We start from the raw sequence: 15428 nt of genomic DNA, 5'->3' as shown, positions 1-15428 counted from the left end.
ATCACGTTTTTTCCCGGGAGACCTCTGATGGCCACAGGCTGGGCGGGCGACGGCGCGGTGCAGGACCAGATCGACGCCACCATCAAGGACGCCATCAAGCGCGTGCGCAGCCAGCTGCCGACGGGGCCGGGGCTGACGCACTGCGAGGAATGCGATGCGACGATTCCTGCGGCGCGGCGCAAGGCCGTGCCGGGCGTGCGTCTGTGCATCGCGTGCCAGGACGCGGCCGACCGCGAACAGGGTGCGGCGAGCGGATACAACCGCCGGGGCAGCAAGGACAGCCAGCTGCGCTGAGGGCTGACACGATCGCCGTGCGCATCGCGTCAAGCGCGGTATCCCCGCCTGTCCGGATGCATGCCATGAAACTGCCCGCCCTCCTCGCCGCCGCCGTGCTGCTCGCCGGTTGCGCGACCCAGATCCGCCCCACCGTCAGCGACAACCCGCCGCCGACGCGCGCGTTGAACACGTTCGAGGCCTTCGAGCTGCGGCCGGTCGCGATCGCGGCCGGCGTCGCCGAGCCCGAGGCCGTGGCGAAGATCCAGCAGCACATCGATGCGAAGGTGAAGCCGCTGCTCGCGCAGTGGTCGCGCGGCGCGGGCGCCACCCTCGTGCTGGAACCGACGATCCGGGAGCTCAAGTTCGTCAGTGGCGGCAATCGCGTCTGGGCCGGCGCGATGGCCGGCAGTTCCGCGGTTCGGCTCACCGTGCGGCTGACCGACAAGGCCAGCGGCGCCGTGGTCGCGGAGCCGGAGTTCTACCAGCGCGCCGCGGCCATGGGCGGCGCGTATTCGTTCGGCGGCAGCGACAACGCGATGCTCGAGCGCATCGCTAGCGTGCTGGTGGAGTACCTGCAGCGCAACCATGCCCGGGCCGTCGGCGGGCCGACGGGGCTCGAGGCCGCGCAGCCGCAATAGCCGCGGTGCGTCAGGCGTCGCGCGGCAGATCGCGCAGCGTCAGGTAGAGCCGCAGATCGAATTCGAGCCGGTGATAGTCCGGCTCGATATGTGAGCAGAGCTGGTAGAACGCCCTGGTGTGATCGGGCTCGCGCAGGTGCGCGAGTTCGTGCACGACGATCATGCGCAGGAAATCGGCCGGGGCATCGATGAACACGGCGTCGATGCGGATCTCGCGACTTGCCTTGAGTCTGTGGCCCTGCACGCGCGAGACGCTGGTGTGCAGGCCGAGCGCGTGCTGCATCACCTGCAGGCGGCGGTCGTAGACCACCTTGTGCAGCGGCACGGCCTGGCGCAGATGGCGCTCCTTCATCGCGACCACGTACTCGTACAGCTGGCGATCGGTGCGGATGGCATGGGACGCGCCGTAGCGTTCGCGCAGCATCGGTGCGATGCGGTCCTCCGCCAGCAACGTGCGCACGCGCTCGCGCACGTGTTCGGGATAACCGGCGAGATACTTCAGCGTCTGCATTGCGACACGATAGAGGCAGCGGGCCGCTCCGCACAGTCACGGGGCGCGCGCTTGCCGCGCACGGCTCTGCCCCCGCGCCCGGTTCGCGGCCCGGCGCGCCCGCGCCGGCGCGGCCGGCATGGACAGCGCACGCCGGCTGCGTTATTGAGCTGAGGGGCACGGTGGTCTCCATCGACGATCCGTGCCGTCTCGCCACCCGTACCCGCCGCAGGAGCACAGCATGAGCGCACCCGCGCGCCGCAACAGCAGCGACTTCGATCCGCAGGTCATGCGCCTGTTCGACGACTATGTACACGGCGTCATCGACCGCCGCGCCTTCCTGCAGCGCGCGGCCGGGTTCGCCGCCGGCGCGTCGGGCGCGGCTGCGCTGCTTGCGGCGCTGGCTCCGGATTTCGCTGCGGCGCAGCAAGTCGCACCGGACGATGTCCGGCTGGAAACGAAGATCGTCACGTTCGATGCGCCGCAGGGGCACGGCAGCGGCAAGGGATATCTCGCGCAGCCGGCCGACGCCGACGGCTCGCTGCCGCAGGTGCTGGTGGTGCACGAAAACCGCGGCCTCAATCCGCATATCGAGGACGTGACGCGCCGGTTCGCGCTCGAAGGCTTCCAGGCCTTCGCGCCCGATGCGCTCGCGCCGCTCGGCGGCTATCCCGGCGACGAGGATTCGGCGCGCGCGCTGTTCGGCAAGCTCGACCAGGCCAAGACGCGCGAGGATTTCCTCGCCGCCGTGCGTTACCTGCGCGGCCTGCCCGGTGCCCCGCAAACGTTCGGCGCGGTGGGGTTCTGCTACGGCGGCGCGATGGTGAATTTCCTCGCCACGCGCGTGCCGGAACTGACCGCGGCGGCGCCGTTCTACGGCGCGCCGGCCCCGATCGAGGACGTGCCGGCCATCCGCGCGGAGCTGCTGGTGGTGCTCGCGGCCGACGACGAACGCGTCAACGCGCAGTGGCCCGCGTACGAGGCCGCCCTGAAGGAACATGGCAAGACCTTCGCCCTGTTCCAGCCGCCGGGCACGCTGCACGGATTCCACAACGACACCACGCCGCGCTACGACGAGGCGGCCGCGAAGGAGGCGTGGTCGCGCACGCTGGCGCTGTTCGCGCGCACGCTGCGTCGGTGATCGGACCCCTGTCGGCCGCAGCACGCTGACGCGCGCATGACGCGCCGGGACGCCACCGGTGAGACGTCGGCATCATCGAGGTACGGTACTGCGCTCGAGGTGGGCATGGCGTTCCTCAAGCTCGGCCTGACCGCATTCGGTGGGCCGATCGCGCACCTGGGTTATTTCCACCGTGAGTTCGTGCAGCGCCGCCGCTGGCTCGACGAGTCCCAGTACGCCCAGCTGCTGGCGCTGTGCCAGTTCCTGCCGGGCCCGGCAAGCAGCCAGCTCGGGTTCGCGCTGGGGCTGATGCGCGCGGGCTGGGCCGGTGCACTCGCGGCCTTCTGCGCGTTCACCCTGCCGTCGGCGCTGCTGCTGTTCGCGTTCGCGGGCGCCAGCGAACACGTCTCGGGCGATGTTGGCCGGGGCGCGCTGCACGGGCTGAAGCTCGCTGCGGTCGCCGTCGTCGCGCACGCCGTGCTGACGATGGCCCGTGCCCTGGCGCCGGATCGATCGCGCCTGCTGCTCGCCGCGCTGGCCTGCGTCGCCATGCTTGCCGCCGCGTCGGCCTGGGCGCAGCTTGCCGTGATCGCCACGGGCGCAGTGCTCGGCCGCTGGCTGTGCCCGACCGTCACGGCGCCGCAAGCACCCGCGTTCGGCGTGCAGGTCGGACGCCGCACCGGCGCATGGCTGCTGCTCGTGTTCGGACTCCTGCTGGCAGCGGCGGCGACGGTGTCCGGGCCGCCGCTGCTCGACGTGGCCGCCGCCCTGTACCGCAGCGGCGCGCTGGTGTTCGGTGGCGGGCATGTCGTGCTGCCGTTGCTGGAGCAGGCGGTCGTCGCGCCCGGCTGGGTCGAACCGGACACGTTTCTCGCCGGCTACGGCGCGGCACAGGCGATGCCCGGCCCGATGTTCGCCTTTGCCGCATTCGTGGGCGAGCGCGCGCTCGGCGGCAGCGGCGTTGCCGGCGCGGCGCTGTGCCTTGGCGCGATCTTCCTGCCGGGGCTGCTGGTGGTGGGCGGGGTGCTGCCGTTCTGGCGACACATTGCGCGGCGCGGCGACGTTGCACGCATGCTCGCGGGCGTGAACGCGGCGGTGGTGGGACTGCTTGCCGCCGCGCTGGTGGACCCGCTGTGGCTCCGCACCGTGCATGGCCTGCCCGATGCGGGCATCGCCATCGCCGCATTCGCATTGCTCGCCGTGCGTGCACCGGCGCTGGTGGTGGTGCTCGCGTGCACCGCGGGCGGCATCGCGCTTGCAGGCGTCGGCGCGGCGCACTGAGGCGCCGCAAGCCGCGCTACGATGGCGCCATGCTCACCGTCCTGCGTCGCCGTCGTTTCGTCGCCGTTGCATGCGCCCTGCTCGCGGGCGCGCTGGTGGCGTGGTTGCTCCTCGTCCTGCTGCTGCGCCCGTCCAACGACCGCGACTGGGCGCCGGACCAGGTGCGCCTGCCGACGGCGCGCATCGACGGCGACAGCGTCACCGTGTCCAACGTGCGCAACGCGCTTTATCGCTCCACCACCGACTTCGACGTGCGCTGGGAAACCCGCAGCTACGATCTGGCGACACTCGAATCGCTCTGGTTCATGGTGGAGCCGTTCGCCGCCTGGCGCGGACCTGCGCACACGCTGCTGAGCTTCGGTTTCAGCGACGGACAGTACGTGGCCATCTCCGCGGAGATCCGCAAGGAAACCGGCGAATCCTTCTCGCCCGTGCTCGGCCTGCTGCGCCAGTACGAACTCACCTACGTCGTCGGCGACGAACGCGACCTCATCGGCCTGCGCGCCAACCACCGCCGCGACGACGTCCACCTCTACCGCATGCGCGCCACCCCGGCGCAGGCGCGCGCGCTGTTCGTCGGCATGCTCGAGCGCGCCAACGCGCTGGCGGCGCAACCGGAGTTCTACAATACGCTGACCAACACCTGCACCACGAACATCGTCGACCACATCGAACAACTCGCCCCCGGCACCGTGCCGCTCAGCTACAGGACGGTGCTGCCGGCCTACGCCGACGACCTGGCCTACGACCTGGGCCTGATCGACACGGCACTGCCGCGCGAGAGCTACCGCGCCGCGCACCGCATCAACGATGCGGCGGCGCGCTTTGCGGACAGCCCGGACTTTTCCCGCGCGATCCGGATGCGCGACGGCGAAAACTGAGAAACCATCGAGCGCGCGGGCGCGTCGCGTCGCCTGCGTATTGCGTCAGTCTTACGGATCACGTGAGTGGCAGCCTGCTCGCAGGGAGCGGCACCTTGTCGTTCGCCGACGAGGCCGCGGCGCTACACCGCCATCCCCGCCGCGTGCCCCGACGCCCACGCCCACTGGAAGTTGTAGCCGCCGAGCCAGCCGGTGACGTCGACCACTTCGCCGATGAAGTACAGGCCGGGCACCAGGCGCGATTGCATGGTGCTCGACGACAGGCCGTTAGTGTCGACGCCGCCGAGGGTGACTTCCGCGGTGCGGTAACCCTCGGTGCCGCTCGCCACCAGCGGCCAGCGCTGCAGGCGCGTGGCGATGTCGCGCAGCGCCGGTGCGTCGTACTGGCGCATCGGGCGGCTGCCGAACCCGGTCTCGCACAGGCGCTGGGCAAAGCGTTTGGGCAGCAGGTCCGCGAGCACGGTGCGCAGCTCCGCGGCCGGACGCGCGGCCTGCTGTGCACGCAGGATGTCCAGCGCGTCCCCGTCGGGCAGCAGGTCGATGTGCAGCGCATCGCCGGGTTGCCAGTAGTTCGAGATCTGCAGGATCGCCGGGCCGCTGACGCCGCGGTGCGTGATCAGCAGGAAGTTGCGGAACGCCATGCCGTTGGCGTGCGCCTCGACCGGCATCGCGACGCCGCTCAGGTCCGCCAGCACATCGGCCGGCTTGCCGGTGAGCGTGAGCGGCACCAGGCCCGCGCGTGTTGCGACGACGCCGTGGCCGAATTGCCGTGCGATGTCGAAGCCGAAACCGGTTGCGCCCATGCGCGGGATCGACAGGCCGCCGGTGGCGATCACGAGCGACGGCGCATGCAACGTGCCGAGCGAGGTGGAGACGCGGAATCCGTCGTCGCCGCGTTCGACGCCTTGCACTTCGCAGCCGGTATCGATGCGCACGCCGGCCGCGGCGTTTTCGTCGAGCAGCATCTGCACGATCTGCCTGGACGACGCGTCGCAGAACAATTGCCCGAGTTCCTTCTCGTGGTACGCGATGCCGTGCCGCTCCACGAGCGCGATGAACTGCGCCGGCGTGTAGCGCGCGAGCGCCGATTTGCAGAAATGCGGATTGGCCGACAGGAACTGTGCCGGCGTAGTGCCGGTGTTGGTGAAGTTGCAGCGTCCGCCGCCGGACATGAGGATCTTCTTGCCGCAGCGGTTCGTGTGCTCGAGCACGCGCACGCGGCGGCCGCGCGCACCGGCGGTCATCGCGCACATCAGTCCGGCGGCGCCGCCGCCGATGACGATCACATCGTCCGGCGTCGTCATCCGTGATGCATCTTCGAATGGTCGACCGGCGTTGCCTCGTGCGTGGGCGGCGACCGCGGCGGTGCGACGCGGCGTACCGGTTCGCCGAGCGTGGACGCATCGACACGGCTCGCGACCGTGCCGCGTGGATGCGCGTACCAGCCCGGGTCGGCGTAGTCGCCGCGCGCGAGGTCGTCGCGCACCTTGATCACGGTGAACATGCCGCCCATCTCCAGCGGCCCGAACGGGCCCTGCCCCATCATCATCGGCAGCGTGTTTTCCGGTCCGGGCATGTGGCCCGATTCGGTGTGCGCCTGGTGCTCGGCCATGCCGGTTTCGCCCATCGCCATGTAGCCGGGCAGCATCGCACGGATCTTCGCCTCGACGCCGGACTGGTCGACGCCGAGCGTGTTCGGGATCTCGTGCCCCATCGCGTTCATCGTGTGGTGCGCCATGTGGCAGTGGAAGGCCCAGTCGCCAGGCACCGCGACGAATTCAAGGTCGCGCGTCTGCCCGACGCCGACGATCTCCGTGACCTCGTTGCGCCACAACGCGCGCGGCCAGCGCCCGCCGTCGCCACCGGTCACGGCAAAGCGCGGGCCGTGCATGTGGATCGGATGGTTCCACATCGAGAGATTGCCGATACGGATGCGCACGCGTTCGCCGCTGCGCGCCACGATGGCGTCGATCGCGGGGAACACCTTGCTGTTGAACGTCCACAGGTCGAAATCCTGCATCACCGACGGATCCGGTCGGTAGGTGCCCGGATGCAGCGCCCAGTTGTGCAGCAGGATCGCGTAGTCGCGGTCAATGCGTTCGGGCTCGCCCGCGGCCGGATGGATGATGAACAGGCCCATCATGCCGACCGCCATCTGCGTCATCTCGTCCGCGTGCGGGTGGTACATGTGGGTGCCGTGCTGGCGCAGCGTGAATTCGTAGACGTAGGTTTCGCCGGGCTTGATGTGCGGCTGCGAGAGCCCGCCGACACCGTCCATGCCGCTCGGCAGCAGCAGTCCGTGCCAGTGCATGCTGGTGTGTTCGGGCAGATTGTTGGTGACGTACAGGCGCACGCGATCGCCCTCCACCGCCTCGATCGTCGGCCCCGGCGTGGTGCCGTTGTAGCCCCAGCATTTGGCCACGCAGCCCGGTGCGAATTCGTGCTCGATCTCCTCGGCCACGAGATGGAATTCCTTCACGCCGTCGACCATGCGCGGCGGCAGGGTCCAGCCGTTGAGCGTGCGCACGGGCGTGTAGTCGCCGCGTGCGGCGGCGCCGGTCGGCTGCGCTGCGGGCGTGGCTGCTTCTGTCGCAGGCGCTGCTCCCTGCGCCGGTTGCGGGTGCGCTTCCTGCGCGAAGGCGCGGCGCGCCAGCAGGCCGAGCGGTGCGAGTGCGCCGGCCGTGGCCCAGCCGAACCAGTTGCGTCGTGAAAGTGTCATGGGTGTCTCCGTGTTCGTGCGGTGTCGAACATGACTCGCACGCAGTCGCGTGGAAGCTGTTCGAACTCGTTTCGGCTCTTGCCGTTGAGCCCTTCCCCCTTGACGGGGCAAGGGTCGGGATGGGGTTGCTCTTGCTCCTGATCCTGCGAAGCGGGACGACTACTCATCGCTCTGGGTCGGCGCCTCGTCATGCCTCCGATGCCCGGCATGCGGATCACCGTCGGACTCAGGCGACGGCATGCGATGCCCCGCATGCGGATCGCCCCCGGCATCCACGGGCGCTGGCCTCGACATGTCGTGACCCGCGTGCGGATCGTGCTCGTCCTGCGCCGGCATGTGGTGTCCGGCGTGCGGATCGTCCTCGCCTTCCGCAACCTCCGGCGGCGCCAGGTCGTGCCCTGCGTGCGGATCGCTCGGCGCCGCGCCGGTGCCCTCCGCCGGCATCGCCATTCCATGCTGCGAATGATCCATCGATGCATCGACAGCCACGGGCACGATCGCCTCGACACCGATCGTCGCCTCCCGCTGCGCCACATCGTCCGGCAGCGCGCCGCCGACGAGCCGGCGCAGTTCGGCACGCGCGGTCCAGTAGTCGCGCACCGCTTCGAGGTAGGCCTGGTAGGCGTCGTACTCGGCCTGTTTTGCCGCGATCAGCTCGAACACTCCACGCAGCATGAAATTCACCTGCTCCTGGGTACGTCCGACGATGGCCTCGCGCGCGGGCACCAGAACGCGGCGGTACCGCTCGGCGATGTCGCGCGCGAGCGCGAGGCGTTCGATGCCGGCGCGGACGCCGTTCTGCACGTCCAGCGCGGACGCGTCGAGTGCCGCGCGCGCGTCGAGCAGCTGCGCCTGCGCGCGACCGACGGCACCCTGCCCCTGGTTGAAGATCGGCAGCCCGAGCGACAGCGACGGCCCGCGCATCAGCGTGCCGTCGCCCTCGCGTTCGCGCTCGTAGCCCAGCTCGACGTCGCCCAGCCAGCGCCAGCGGCGCGTGACGCCGAGCGCGTCCTCGCGCAGTGCCACGTCGCGGCGTGCGGCGGCAAGGTCGAGGCGCCGCTCCAGCGCGAGCGCCACCAGCGCCTCGCCATCGAAGGCCGTGTCCGCGGGCGCGGGCAGTTGCGCCTGCGTGCGCCAAGACGCGTGCAGCGGCAGGCCGAGCAGATCGGCGAGCGCTGCGCGCGCGCGCAGCGCATCGGCCTGCGCATGCACCGCGTCGATGCGCGCCTGCGACGCCGCGGCGCGTTCGAGTTCCAGTTGCAGGCGGTTGATGTTGCCCGCATCGAAAAAACGCTGCGCGAGCGTGGCCGCGTGCTCCGCGGCGTCGGCGACGAGGTCGCGCATCGCCTGGATCTGCGCGGCGCCGACCGCTGCATACCAGGCCGCTTCGGTGTCGCTGGCGAGCGCGAGCAGATCGTCGGCCACGGATTGCTGCAGGCGCTCGAAATCGCCGTTGGCGAAGCGTTTGCGCGAGGCCAGCTGCAGCAGGTCGGACAGGCCGAACGAGACGCTGCGCGTGATCTGCGAGCCGCCGCCGCCGTCCGGCGTCAGACGCGAATAGCCGAGGGTGGGATTGGCGAGACGGCGCGCATCGTCGAGCTCGGCGCGGCCGATGCCGATGCGCGCGTACGCGGCGAGCACGCGCGGGCTGTGGGCGAACGCCAGTGCGATGGCGTCGTCGACGCCCAGCGGATCGCGCGGAATCTCCGGTGGCGGTGCGGTGGCATCGAGCCGTGCGGCCCAGTCCGGCGCAGCGCCCAGCCGCGCCTGGACCAGCGCATCGGCCTGCGCGTAGCCGCGCTCGCGCGGAAGGCCGGCGCAGGCGGAGAGCGCGAGGGCCGCGACCGTGAGGGTCGCGGGAAGGAAGGAAAAACGCATGTCGGACACTCCGGGTGCAGGCACGCGTGCTGCAGGCGCGCCTGGTGCAGGCGCGCTCGGGGCGCGCCACCTGCGATGGACGGGAGCTGCGCGAGGCGCAGCGGATGCGTCACGAAGACCGTGCACCGATGCGGTGCCGGCCACCGACGCGCGACCACAAACTGCGCGCGAGACGGCGAGCGACCTGCGTGGCCACCGCCGACCGCACGGATCGGGCCTCAGACGCGGGTCAGGCCGGTGGCCGAAACGGCGGCGAATCGCGCCGTTCGACGGCGAGGATCACGGCGCCGGCGACAAGGTCGGCGTGGCCGGGCAGGCGCAGCGCACACCCCGCGCAACCCGGCACCGCGGGCGGCAACACGCATCCGCACTGGCAGGCCAGGCCGCCGCAGCACGCATCGTGCGATGCGGCCGTGTCGGCCGCGTGGTGGGCGTGAGGCGCAGCATCCGGCTGCACGTCGGGCATCGACGTGCCGTGGTGTCGCATGCCGTGGTGGTGCGCGGGCAGGTCGGGGAGCGCCGCGGCGTCGGCGTTCGCTCCGTCGCCGTGCGCCGCAGGCGAGGCATGTCGGGCGTGCGCGTGCGCCTCGCCCCACGGGGCGGCGACCGCGTTGAGAACGAGCCCGAACACCAGCAGCAGATGGAGAAGGGTGCGCGACATGCGCCGACAAGACTGCGCCCGCGGCATGCAACTTTCAACCTGCGCAACAGCGAAACGGCGTCGGGTTCGCATGCCGATGCGGATACGAGGGCGACGCGGCCTGCAGGATGCAGGAATGGGCAGCATGCAAAATGCATTAGTTGCGGACGGCCGCGTCGCGTCAGTATCGCAGGCGGCCGCACTGCCGCACTGCAGCATCCGTTGGCACGCGACCTGCATCAACGCGGGAATCGTGCACGCGCAGGGACGCCATGGACACATTCACCGACACCCGCACGCAGCAGATTCCGGACGATGCGATCGAGACGATGTCGCGGCCCGCATCCGCGTCCGGGCGCCTGTTCGTCGTCTCCAATCGCGTGATGCAGCGCGGGCAGACGCAGGCAGGCGGCCTCGCGCAGGCCATGCTGTCGCTGCTGGAATCGCGTGGCGGCACGTGGGTCGGCTGGAGCGGCGAAACCGCCCGCGCCACGGCGCTGCACGCGCACGACGTCGACCGCATCCGCTACCGCACCTTCGATTTCGATGCCGCGCAGTTCGAGGGCTACTACGCCGGCTTCGCCAACGGCTGCCTCTGGCCGTTGCTGCATGCGCGGATCGACCTGATGCGCTTCCGCGCCGGCGCGCTCAAGCACTATCTGCAGGTCAACGAAACGTTTGCCGCGTGGCTCGCGGCCGAATTGCGCGACGACGACACGGTGTGGGTGCACGACTACCACCTGTTCCCGCTCGCCGGGATGCTGCGCGCGCGCGGGGTGCGCTGCCGCATCGGGTTCTTCCTCCACACGCCGCTGCCGGCCGCGCGCACGCTGCTGCACCTGCCGCAGCACGAGCGCACGCTCGGCGCGCTCGCGCACTACGATCTCGTCGGCCTGCAGACGCCCGCCGATGCGAGCGCGTTGCGCGACTATTTCGCCACGCTGCCGCAGGTACGCCGGGTGGACGACGACGGCGCCGAATTCATCGACGGCCATCGCTGCGCGGTGGCGTGCTTTCCGATCGGCATCGACGTCGATGCGCTTGCACGCCTGTCCGAGGCGGCGGTCGACGACGCCGACGTGCGCACGGTGCAGGACAGCCTCGGCGACCGGCACCTGCTGATCGGCGTGGATCGGCTCGACTACTCCAAGGGACTGCCGCAGCGCCTGCAGGCCTTCGGTCGCCTGCTGGCGCGGCGGCCGCGCATGCGCCGGCGCGCGACGTTCCTGCAGATCGCGCCCGAGTGCCGGCGCGAGGTCAACGAATACCGCGCGCTGAGCCGCGAGGTGCAGCGACTGGTCGGCGACATCAACGGGCACCACGCCGACGCCTCGTGGACCCCGGTGCGCTACGTCAACCAGGGCTATCCGCACGCGCAGCTGGCGGGCTTCTACCGCATCGCGCGCGTCGGCGTGGTGACGCCGCTGTGCGACGGCATGAACCTCGTCGCGAAGGAGTACCTGGCCTGCCAGCCCGCGCACGATCCGGGCGTGCTCGTGCTCTCGCGCTTCGCCGGCGCGGCGGTGGAACTGGCCGACTGCGCCCTGCTCGTGAACCCGTTCGACACCGATGCCGTGGCCGCCGCGCTGGCGCGCGCGCTCGACATGCCGCTCGCCGAGCGCCGCGCGCGCTGGACCACCGGCATGCAGCGCCTGCGCGCGGGCAACATCCACCAATGGCGGCAGGACTTCCTCGACGCCCTGGCCCGGACGGCGGGATGACGGCGGCGTCCGCAGCCCCGGCACGCGCCGCCCCGCGCGCCGCGCCCGCGCAACGGCAGCCGCTGCGGCTGCTGACGATCAACATGCACAAGGGGTTCGGCTTCCTCAACCGCGGCTTCGTGCTGCACGAATTGCGCGACGCGGTGCGCGCCACCGGCGCCGATGTCGTGTTCCTGCAGGAAGTGCTCGGCGCGCACCGGCGCCACGCGCAGCGCCATCCCACCTGGCCGGCGCAGCCGCAGTACGAGTTCCTCGCCGACAGCATGTGGCCGCAGTACGCATACGGACGCAACGCGGTGTATCCCGACGGCGATCACGGCAATGCCCTGTTGTCGAAGTTTCCGATCGCGCGACACGACAACATCGATGTGTCGATGGGCCCGCACGAGCGCCGCGGACTGCTGCACTGCGAGCTGGCGCTGCCGGGCACCGACACCGTGGTGCATGCGATCTGCGTGCATCTTGGCCTGCGCGAATCGCAGCGCCGCGCGCAGGTCGAGCGCCTGGTCGACTACGTGGCGCAGGCCATCCCCGACGACGCCCCGCTCATCGTCGCCGGCGATTTCAACGACTGGCGCGAACGCATCGGCGCCGCGCTCGACGCCGTGGGCCTGCGCGATGTCTTCGTCGAACGCGACGGCGTCGGCGCACGCACGTTTCCCGGGCGCTGGCCCCTGCTGCGCCTGGACCGCATCTACGTGCGCGGGGTGACCCTGGAGGACGCCGCCGTGCTCGACACCCATCCGTGGCCGCACCTGTCCGACCACGTCCCACTCTACGCGCAGGTGAGCGCATGAAGACGACCTGGCATCACGGCAACCGCGTCGAGCTGCTCGAAAACGGCGAGGGCTTCTATCCCGCCGTGTTCGACGCCATCCGCGGCGCCACGCGCGAGGTGATCATCGAAACCTTCATCCTGTTCGAGGACAAGGTCGGCGAAGAATTGCGGCAGGCGATGATCGCTGCGGCGAACAACGGCGCGTCGGTGGAGATCACCATCGACGGCTTCGGTTCTCCGGAGTTCTCGGTGACGTACCTCGAGTCGCTGCGCGCCGCCGGGGTGCGCATCCGGGTCTTCGATCCGCGGCCGCGGCTGTTTGGGCTGCGCACGCACTGGTTCCGGCGCCTGCACCGCAAGATCGTGGTGGTGGACGGCAAGGTCGCCTTCGTCGGCGGGATCAATTTTTCCGCCGACCATCTCGCCGATTTCGGCCCCGAAGCGAAGCAGGACTACTCGATCCGCGTCGAAGGTCCGGCCGTGGACGACATCCGCGCCGCGGCGCGCGCTCTGATCGACCCCGCGCCGCGTCCCTGGCATCGCCGCCGCCGCGCGCCCGCCGTCGCCGCGCCGGCACGCGAGGGCGCGCGCGTCGCGTTCGTCATCCGCGACAACGGACGCCATCGCGACGACATCGAACGCCACTACCGCGCCGCGATCCGCGCCGCGCGCAAGCGCATCGTCATCGCCAACGCCTACTTCGTGCCCGGTTACCGCATCCTCAAGGGACTGCGCGACGCGGCGCGGCGCGGCGTCGAGGTGCAGCTGATCCTGCAGGGCCACCCGGACATGCCGTGGGTCACGGCGGCGACGCGTTCGCTGTACCGCTACCTGCTGCCGGCAGGGGTGAAGATCCTCGAATACTGCCGCCGTCCGCTGCACGGCAAGGTGGCGCTGGTCGACGACACCTGGGCCACGGTCGGATCGAGCAACCTGGATCCGCTGAGCCTTGCGATGAATCTGGAGGCCAACGTGCTGGTGCAGGACGCGGCGTTCAACGCGCATCTGCACGAGCGCCTGCAGGCCCTGGCGAGCGAACACTGCACGCCGGTCACCGACGACGACCCGCGCGCGCGCGGCGTGCTGCGCCCGCTGATGGGCGTGGTGCTGTTCCATCTGCTGCGGCATTTCCCGCGCCTGCTGGGGCTGCTGCCGGCGCACGTGCCGACCCTGCCGGAAGTGGTGGCGCAGACGCCGCCGGCCTCGTCTCCCGCGTCCGACGGACCGGCACCGGACGCCGATCCCGCGCCCGTCCTCGAACACGTGAGCAGCTACCGCGCCACGCAACCCCCGCGCGAATGCAGGCGCGAGCATGCGTGAGGCTGCCGGTCCTGGCGCGGCACGCGCGCCTACGCCGCTGAAACGCTGGACGCTGCGCGGCCTGCTCATCGCGTTCTACATCGGCGTTGCCGCGATGCTGGTGTCGATCGGGCGCGGCCTGGACTGGGGCGAGGTGGCCACCGCGCTGCGCGAATTGCCGCTGCACTCCCTGCTGCTGGCCGGCGCATGCAGCCTCGCGTGTTACCTGCTCTACGCCGGCTACGAGCTGCTCGCGGCGCGGCACGTGACGCCGGGCCTGCCGCAGCGCTCGGTCGCGGCGATCGGCTTCGTGAGCTACACCTTCAATCTCAATCTGGGCGCGATCCTCGGCGCACTCGGCGTGCGCCTGCGGCTCTACACCGCGCGCGGCGTGCCGTCGGGCGAAGGGGTGCGCATCGTTGCGTTCAACCTGCTGACCAACTGGTCGGGATACGTCGTCACGCTCGGGCTTGCGCTGCTGCTGCTGTGGTCGGAACCGCCGGCGGCGTGGGGCCTCGGTGCGGTGCCGCTGCGCCTGATCGGCGGCGCGCTGCTGCTGGCCGCCGCCGGTTACCTGTGGGCCTGCGCGCGCGCCACGCGACGCAGCTTCACCCTGCGCGGGCAGACCATCGAACTGCCGTCGCTGCGCCACGCGCTGCTGCAGCTGGCGCTGTCGGTGCCGGTGTGGATCCTCGGCGCGGCGTCGCTCGCGCTGCTGCTCGGCCCGCGGGTGGGATTCGACCTGGTGATCGTGACGCTGCTGGCGTCCGCGGTGGCCGGGCTCGTCGTTCGCATCCCGGCCGGGCTCGGCGTGATCGAGGGCGTGTTCCTTGCGTCGCTCGGCAGTGCGGTGGGCGAGTCGCGCCTGCTCGCCGCCCTGCTCGCCTACCGCTGCGTGCATTACCTCGGGCCGCTGCTGCTGGGCCTCGTCACGTTTCTCGTGCTCGAACTGCGCGCACGCGGCACGCGCCGGCCCAAGGTGCACGCCGCGCCGGTCAATGCCTGAAGGGACGCACCGACGCGCGCATCGTCCGGCAATCTGGAGCGGGATGACTAGAACGGGATTTCGTCATCCTCGAAATTGTCCGCCGGCGGTGCGCTGCGCGGCGCGCCGCTACCGCCAGCGGACGGGCGGTCGTAGCTGCTGCCGCCACCGCCGCGGTCGTAGCCGCCGCCACCGCGCTCGTAGCCGCCACCCGCGCCGCGGGCCGGTCGCTCGCGCTGGCCGCCGCCGCCACCGCCACCGCCGCCCTCGCCCATGCCGCCGAGCATCTGCATCTCGTTGGCGATGATGTCGGTGGTGTAGCGTTCCACGCCGTCCTTGTCGGTGTACTTGTCGGTGCGCAGGCTGCCTTCCACGTACACCTGCCGCCCTTTCTTCAGGTATTCGCCGGCGATCTCGGCCAGCCGTCCGAAGAACTTGATCCGGTGCCACTCGGTGCGTTCCTGCTGCTCGCCGGTCTGCTTGTCCTTCCACGATTCGGACGTCGCGATGCGGATGCTGGTGATGGCCGAACCGCCGGCCGTGTACCGCACCTCGGGGTCCGCGCCGAGGTTGCCGACCAGGATCACCTTGTTGATGCCACGCGCCATGTTGCTGATTCCTATGAAAAGGCCGCTCGGTGGGCGGCGTCGGGATGCGGCAAGTATAGCGGCCTCCGCCCGCGCGGCAGTCGGCATTCCGCCCGGCGACGGCTGCGATTTCCG

At 70.9% G+C, this 15428-nt stretch carries 15 protein-coding genes; 9 read left to right on the top strand and 6 right to left on the bottom strand.

What is annotated here, in order from left to right; translation table 11 throughout:
• Positions 1 to 27: 27 nt before the first annotated feature.
• Together HNQ52_RS16605 and HNQ52_RS16600 are read left to right on the top strand one after the other, a co-directional pair.
• Positions 28 to 294 carry a DksA/TraR family C4-type zinc finger protein gene (locus HNQ52_RS16605; protein WP_183962415.1) on the top strand — a complete coding sequence of 89 codons (267 nt, stop codon included), beginning with the start codon at positions 28 to 30 and terminating at the stop codon, positions 292 to 294.
• 65 nt (positions 295 to 359) lie between these two features.
• On the top strand, positions 360 to 914 hold the full coding sequence (locus HNQ52_RS16600) for a hypothetical protein (protein ID WP_183962413.1): 555 nt from the start codon (positions 360 to 362) through the stop codon (positions 912 to 914).
• 10 nt (positions 915 to 924) lie between these two features.
• Here the strand turns inward: HNQ52_RS16600 and HNQ52_RS16595 are convergent, their stop codons facing one another.
• Positions 925 to 1425, bottom strand: a complete 501-nt coding sequence (locus HNQ52_RS16595) for a M48 family metallopeptidase (protein WP_183962411.1) — start codon at positions 1423 to 1425, stop codon at positions 925 to 927.
• A 220-nt stretch (positions 1426 to 1645) separates the two neighbouring features.
• Between HNQ52_RS16595 and HNQ52_RS16590 the strand changes: the two genes are divergently transcribed.
• The 3 genes from HNQ52_RS16590 (at position 1646) to HNQ52_RS16580 (ending at position 4686) form a co-directional block, all read left to right on the top strand.
• Positions 1646 to 2545 (top strand): dienelactone hydrolase family protein, encoded by a 900-nt coding sequence (locus HNQ52_RS16590; RefSeq protein WP_183962409.1) that lies wholly within the window; start codon positions 1646 to 1648, stop codon positions 2543 to 2545.
• 105 nt (positions 2546 to 2650) lie between these two features.
• Entirely contained in the window at positions 2651 to 3805 is a 1155-nt protein-coding gene (chrA, locus tag HNQ52_RS16585) for a chromate efflux transporter (RefSeq protein WP_246387904.1), read from the top strand.
• 29 nt (positions 3806 to 3834) lie between these two features.
• Complete coding sequence (locus tag HNQ52_RS16580; RefSeq protein WP_183962405.1) at positions 3835 to 4686, top strand: Lnb N-terminal periplasmic domain-containing protein; 852 nt, start codon at positions 3835 to 3837, stop codon at positions 4684 to 4686.
• 122 nt (positions 4687 to 4808) lie between these two features.
• Here HNQ52_RS16580 and HNQ52_RS16575 read toward each other — a convergent pair whose 3' ends face one another.
• The 4 genes from HNQ52_RS16575 to HNQ52_RS16560 all read right to left on the bottom strand — a co-directional run bounded on the left by HNQ52_RS16575 (position 4809) and on the right by HNQ52_RS16560 (position 9944).
• The gene (locus HNQ52_RS16575; protein ID WP_183962403.1) at positions 4809 to 5990 is read right to left on the bottom strand and encodes a BaiN/RdsA family NAD(P)/FAD-dependent oxidoreductase; all 1182 of its coding nucleotides are present in this window, start codon (positions 5988 to 5990) and stop codon (positions 4809 to 4811) included.
• Positions 5987 to 7405, bottom strand: a complete 1419-nt coding sequence (locus HNQ52_RS16570) for a multicopper oxidase family protein (RefSeq protein ID WP_183962401.1) — start codon at positions 7403 to 7405, stop codon at positions 5987 to 5989. The genes HNQ52_RS16575 and HNQ52_RS16570 overlap by 4 nt, the downstream gene beginning before the upstream one ends.
• Before the next feature lie 159 nt (positions 7406 to 7564).
• Positions 7565 to 9283, bottom strand: a complete 1719-nt coding sequence (locus HNQ52_RS16565; protein WP_183962399.1) for a TolC family protein — start codon at positions 9281 to 9283, stop codon at positions 7565 to 7567.
• A gap of 229 nt (positions 9284 to 9512) precedes the next feature.
• The gene (locus HNQ52_RS16560; RefSeq protein WP_221282132.1) at positions 9513 to 9944 is read right to left on the bottom strand and encodes a CopL family metal-binding regulatory protein; all 432 of its coding nucleotides are present in this window, start codon (positions 9942 to 9944) and stop codon (positions 9513 to 9515) included.
• Positions 9945 to 10195: 251 nt separating this feature from the next.
• Here HNQ52_RS16560 and HNQ52_RS16555 point away from each other — a divergent pair, with 251 nt between their 5' ends.
• Genes HNQ52_RS16555 through HNQ52_RS16540 form a run of 4 tightly spaced genes read left to right on the top strand, consistent with a single transcriptional unit; the run spans position 10196 to position 14727 of the window.
• Positions 10196 to 11644 carry an alpha,alpha-trehalose-phosphate synthase (UDP-forming) gene (locus HNQ52_RS16555; RefSeq protein WP_343059409.1) on the top strand — a complete coding sequence of 483 codons (1449 nt, stop codon included), beginning with the start codon at positions 10196 to 10198 and terminating at the stop codon, positions 11642 to 11644.
• Positions 11641 to 12441, top strand: coding sequence for an endonuclease/exonuclease/phosphatase family protein (locus HNQ52_RS16550; protein ID WP_183962395.1), 801 nt, complete (start codon positions 11641 to 11643; stop codon positions 12439 to 12441). The genes HNQ52_RS16555 and HNQ52_RS16550 overlap by 4 nt, the downstream gene beginning before the upstream one ends.
• The gene (gene clsB / locus HNQ52_RS16545) at positions 12438 to 13742 is read left to right on the top strand and encodes a cardiolipin synthase ClsB (RefSeq protein WP_183962393.1); all 1305 of its coding nucleotides are present in this window, start codon (positions 12438 to 12440) and stop codon (positions 13740 to 13742) included. Before HNQ52_RS16550 ends, clsB begins: the two co-directional genes overlap by 4 nt.
• Positions 13735 to 14727: a lysylphosphatidylglycerol synthase transmembrane domain-containing protein gene (locus HNQ52_RS16540; protein WP_183962391.1), complete on the top strand. Its 993-nt coding sequence runs from the start codon at positions 13735 to 13737 to the stop codon at positions 14725 to 14727. The genes clsB and HNQ52_RS16540 overlap by 8 nt, the downstream gene beginning before the upstream one ends.
• Positions 14728 to 14774: 47 nt before the next feature.
• Here the strand turns inward: HNQ52_RS16540 and ssb are convergent, their stop codons facing one another.
• Entirely contained in the window at positions 14775 to 15314 is a 540-nt protein-coding gene (gene ssb, locus HNQ52_RS16535; RefSeq protein WP_183962390.1) for a single-stranded DNA-binding protein, read from the bottom strand.
• Between the last annotated feature and the right edge of the window lie 114 nt (positions 15315 to 15428).

The organism is Chiayiivirga flava, from assembly GCF_014202825.1.
Taxonomy (GTDB): Bacteria; Pseudomonadota; Gammaproteobacteria; order Xanthomonadales; family Xanthomonadaceae; genus Chiayiivirga; species Chiayiivirga flava.
Note: the sequence above shows the minus strand (reverse complement) of the source record. Positions and strands in the feature narration are given on the sequence as shown.

Coding starts and splice junctions, on each gene's coding strand:
- HNQ52_RS16605 (WP_183962415.1), top strand. CDS start 28: ATGGCCACAGGCTGGGCGGGCGACGGCGCGGTGCAGGACCAGATCGAC.
- HNQ52_RS16600 (WP_183962413.1), top strand. CDS start 360: ATGAAACTGCCCGCCCTCCTCGCCGCCGCCGTGCTGCTCGCCGGTTGC.
- HNQ52_RS16595 (WP_183962411.1), bottom strand. CDS start 1,425: ATGCAGACGCTGAAGTATCTCGCCGGTTATCCCGAACACGTGCGCGAG.
- HNQ52_RS16590 (WP_183962409.1), top strand. CDS start 1,646: ATGAGCGCACCCGCGCGCCGCAACAGCAGCGACTTCGATCCGCAGGTC.
- chrA (WP_246387904.1), top strand. CDS start 2,651: ATGGCGTTCCTCAAGCTCGGCCTGACCGCATTCGGTGGGCCGATCGCG.
- HNQ52_RS16580 (WP_183962405.1), top strand. CDS start 3,835: ATGCTCACCGTCCTGCGTCGCCGTCGTTTCGTCGCCGTTGCATGCGCC.
- HNQ52_RS16575 (WP_183962403.1), bottom strand. CDS start 5,990: ATGACGACGCCGGACGATGTGATCGTCATCGGCGGCGGCGCCGCCGGA.
- HNQ52_RS16570 (WP_183962401.1), bottom strand. CDS start 7,405: ATGACACTTTCACGACGCAACTGGTTCGGCTGGGCCACGGCCGGCGCA.
- HNQ52_RS16565 (WP_183962399.1), bottom strand. CDS start 9,283: ATGCGTTTTTCCTTCCTTCCCGCGACCCTCACGGTCGCGGCCCTCGCG.
- HNQ52_RS16560 (WP_221282132.1), bottom strand. CDS start 9,944: ATGTCGCGCACCCTTCTCCATCTGCTGCTGGTGTTCGGGCTCGTTCTC.
- HNQ52_RS16555 (WP_343059409.1), top strand. CDS start 10,196: ATGGACACATTCACCGACACCCGCACGCAGCAGATTCCGGACGATGCG.
- HNQ52_RS16550 (WP_183962395.1), top strand. CDS start 11,641: ATGACGGCGGCGTCCGCAGCCCCGGCACGCGCCGCCCCGCGCGCCGCG.
- clsB (WP_183962393.1), top strand. CDS start 12,438: ATGAAGACGACCTGGCATCACGGCAACCGCGTCGAGCTGCTCGAAAAC.
- HNQ52_RS16540 (WP_183962391.1), top strand. CDS start 13,735: ATGCGTGAGGCTGCCGGTCCTGGCGCGGCACGCGCGCCTACGCCGCTG.
- ssb (WP_183962390.1), bottom strand. CDS start 15,314: ATGGCGCGTGGCATCAACAAGGTGATCCTGGTCGGCAACCTCGGCGCG.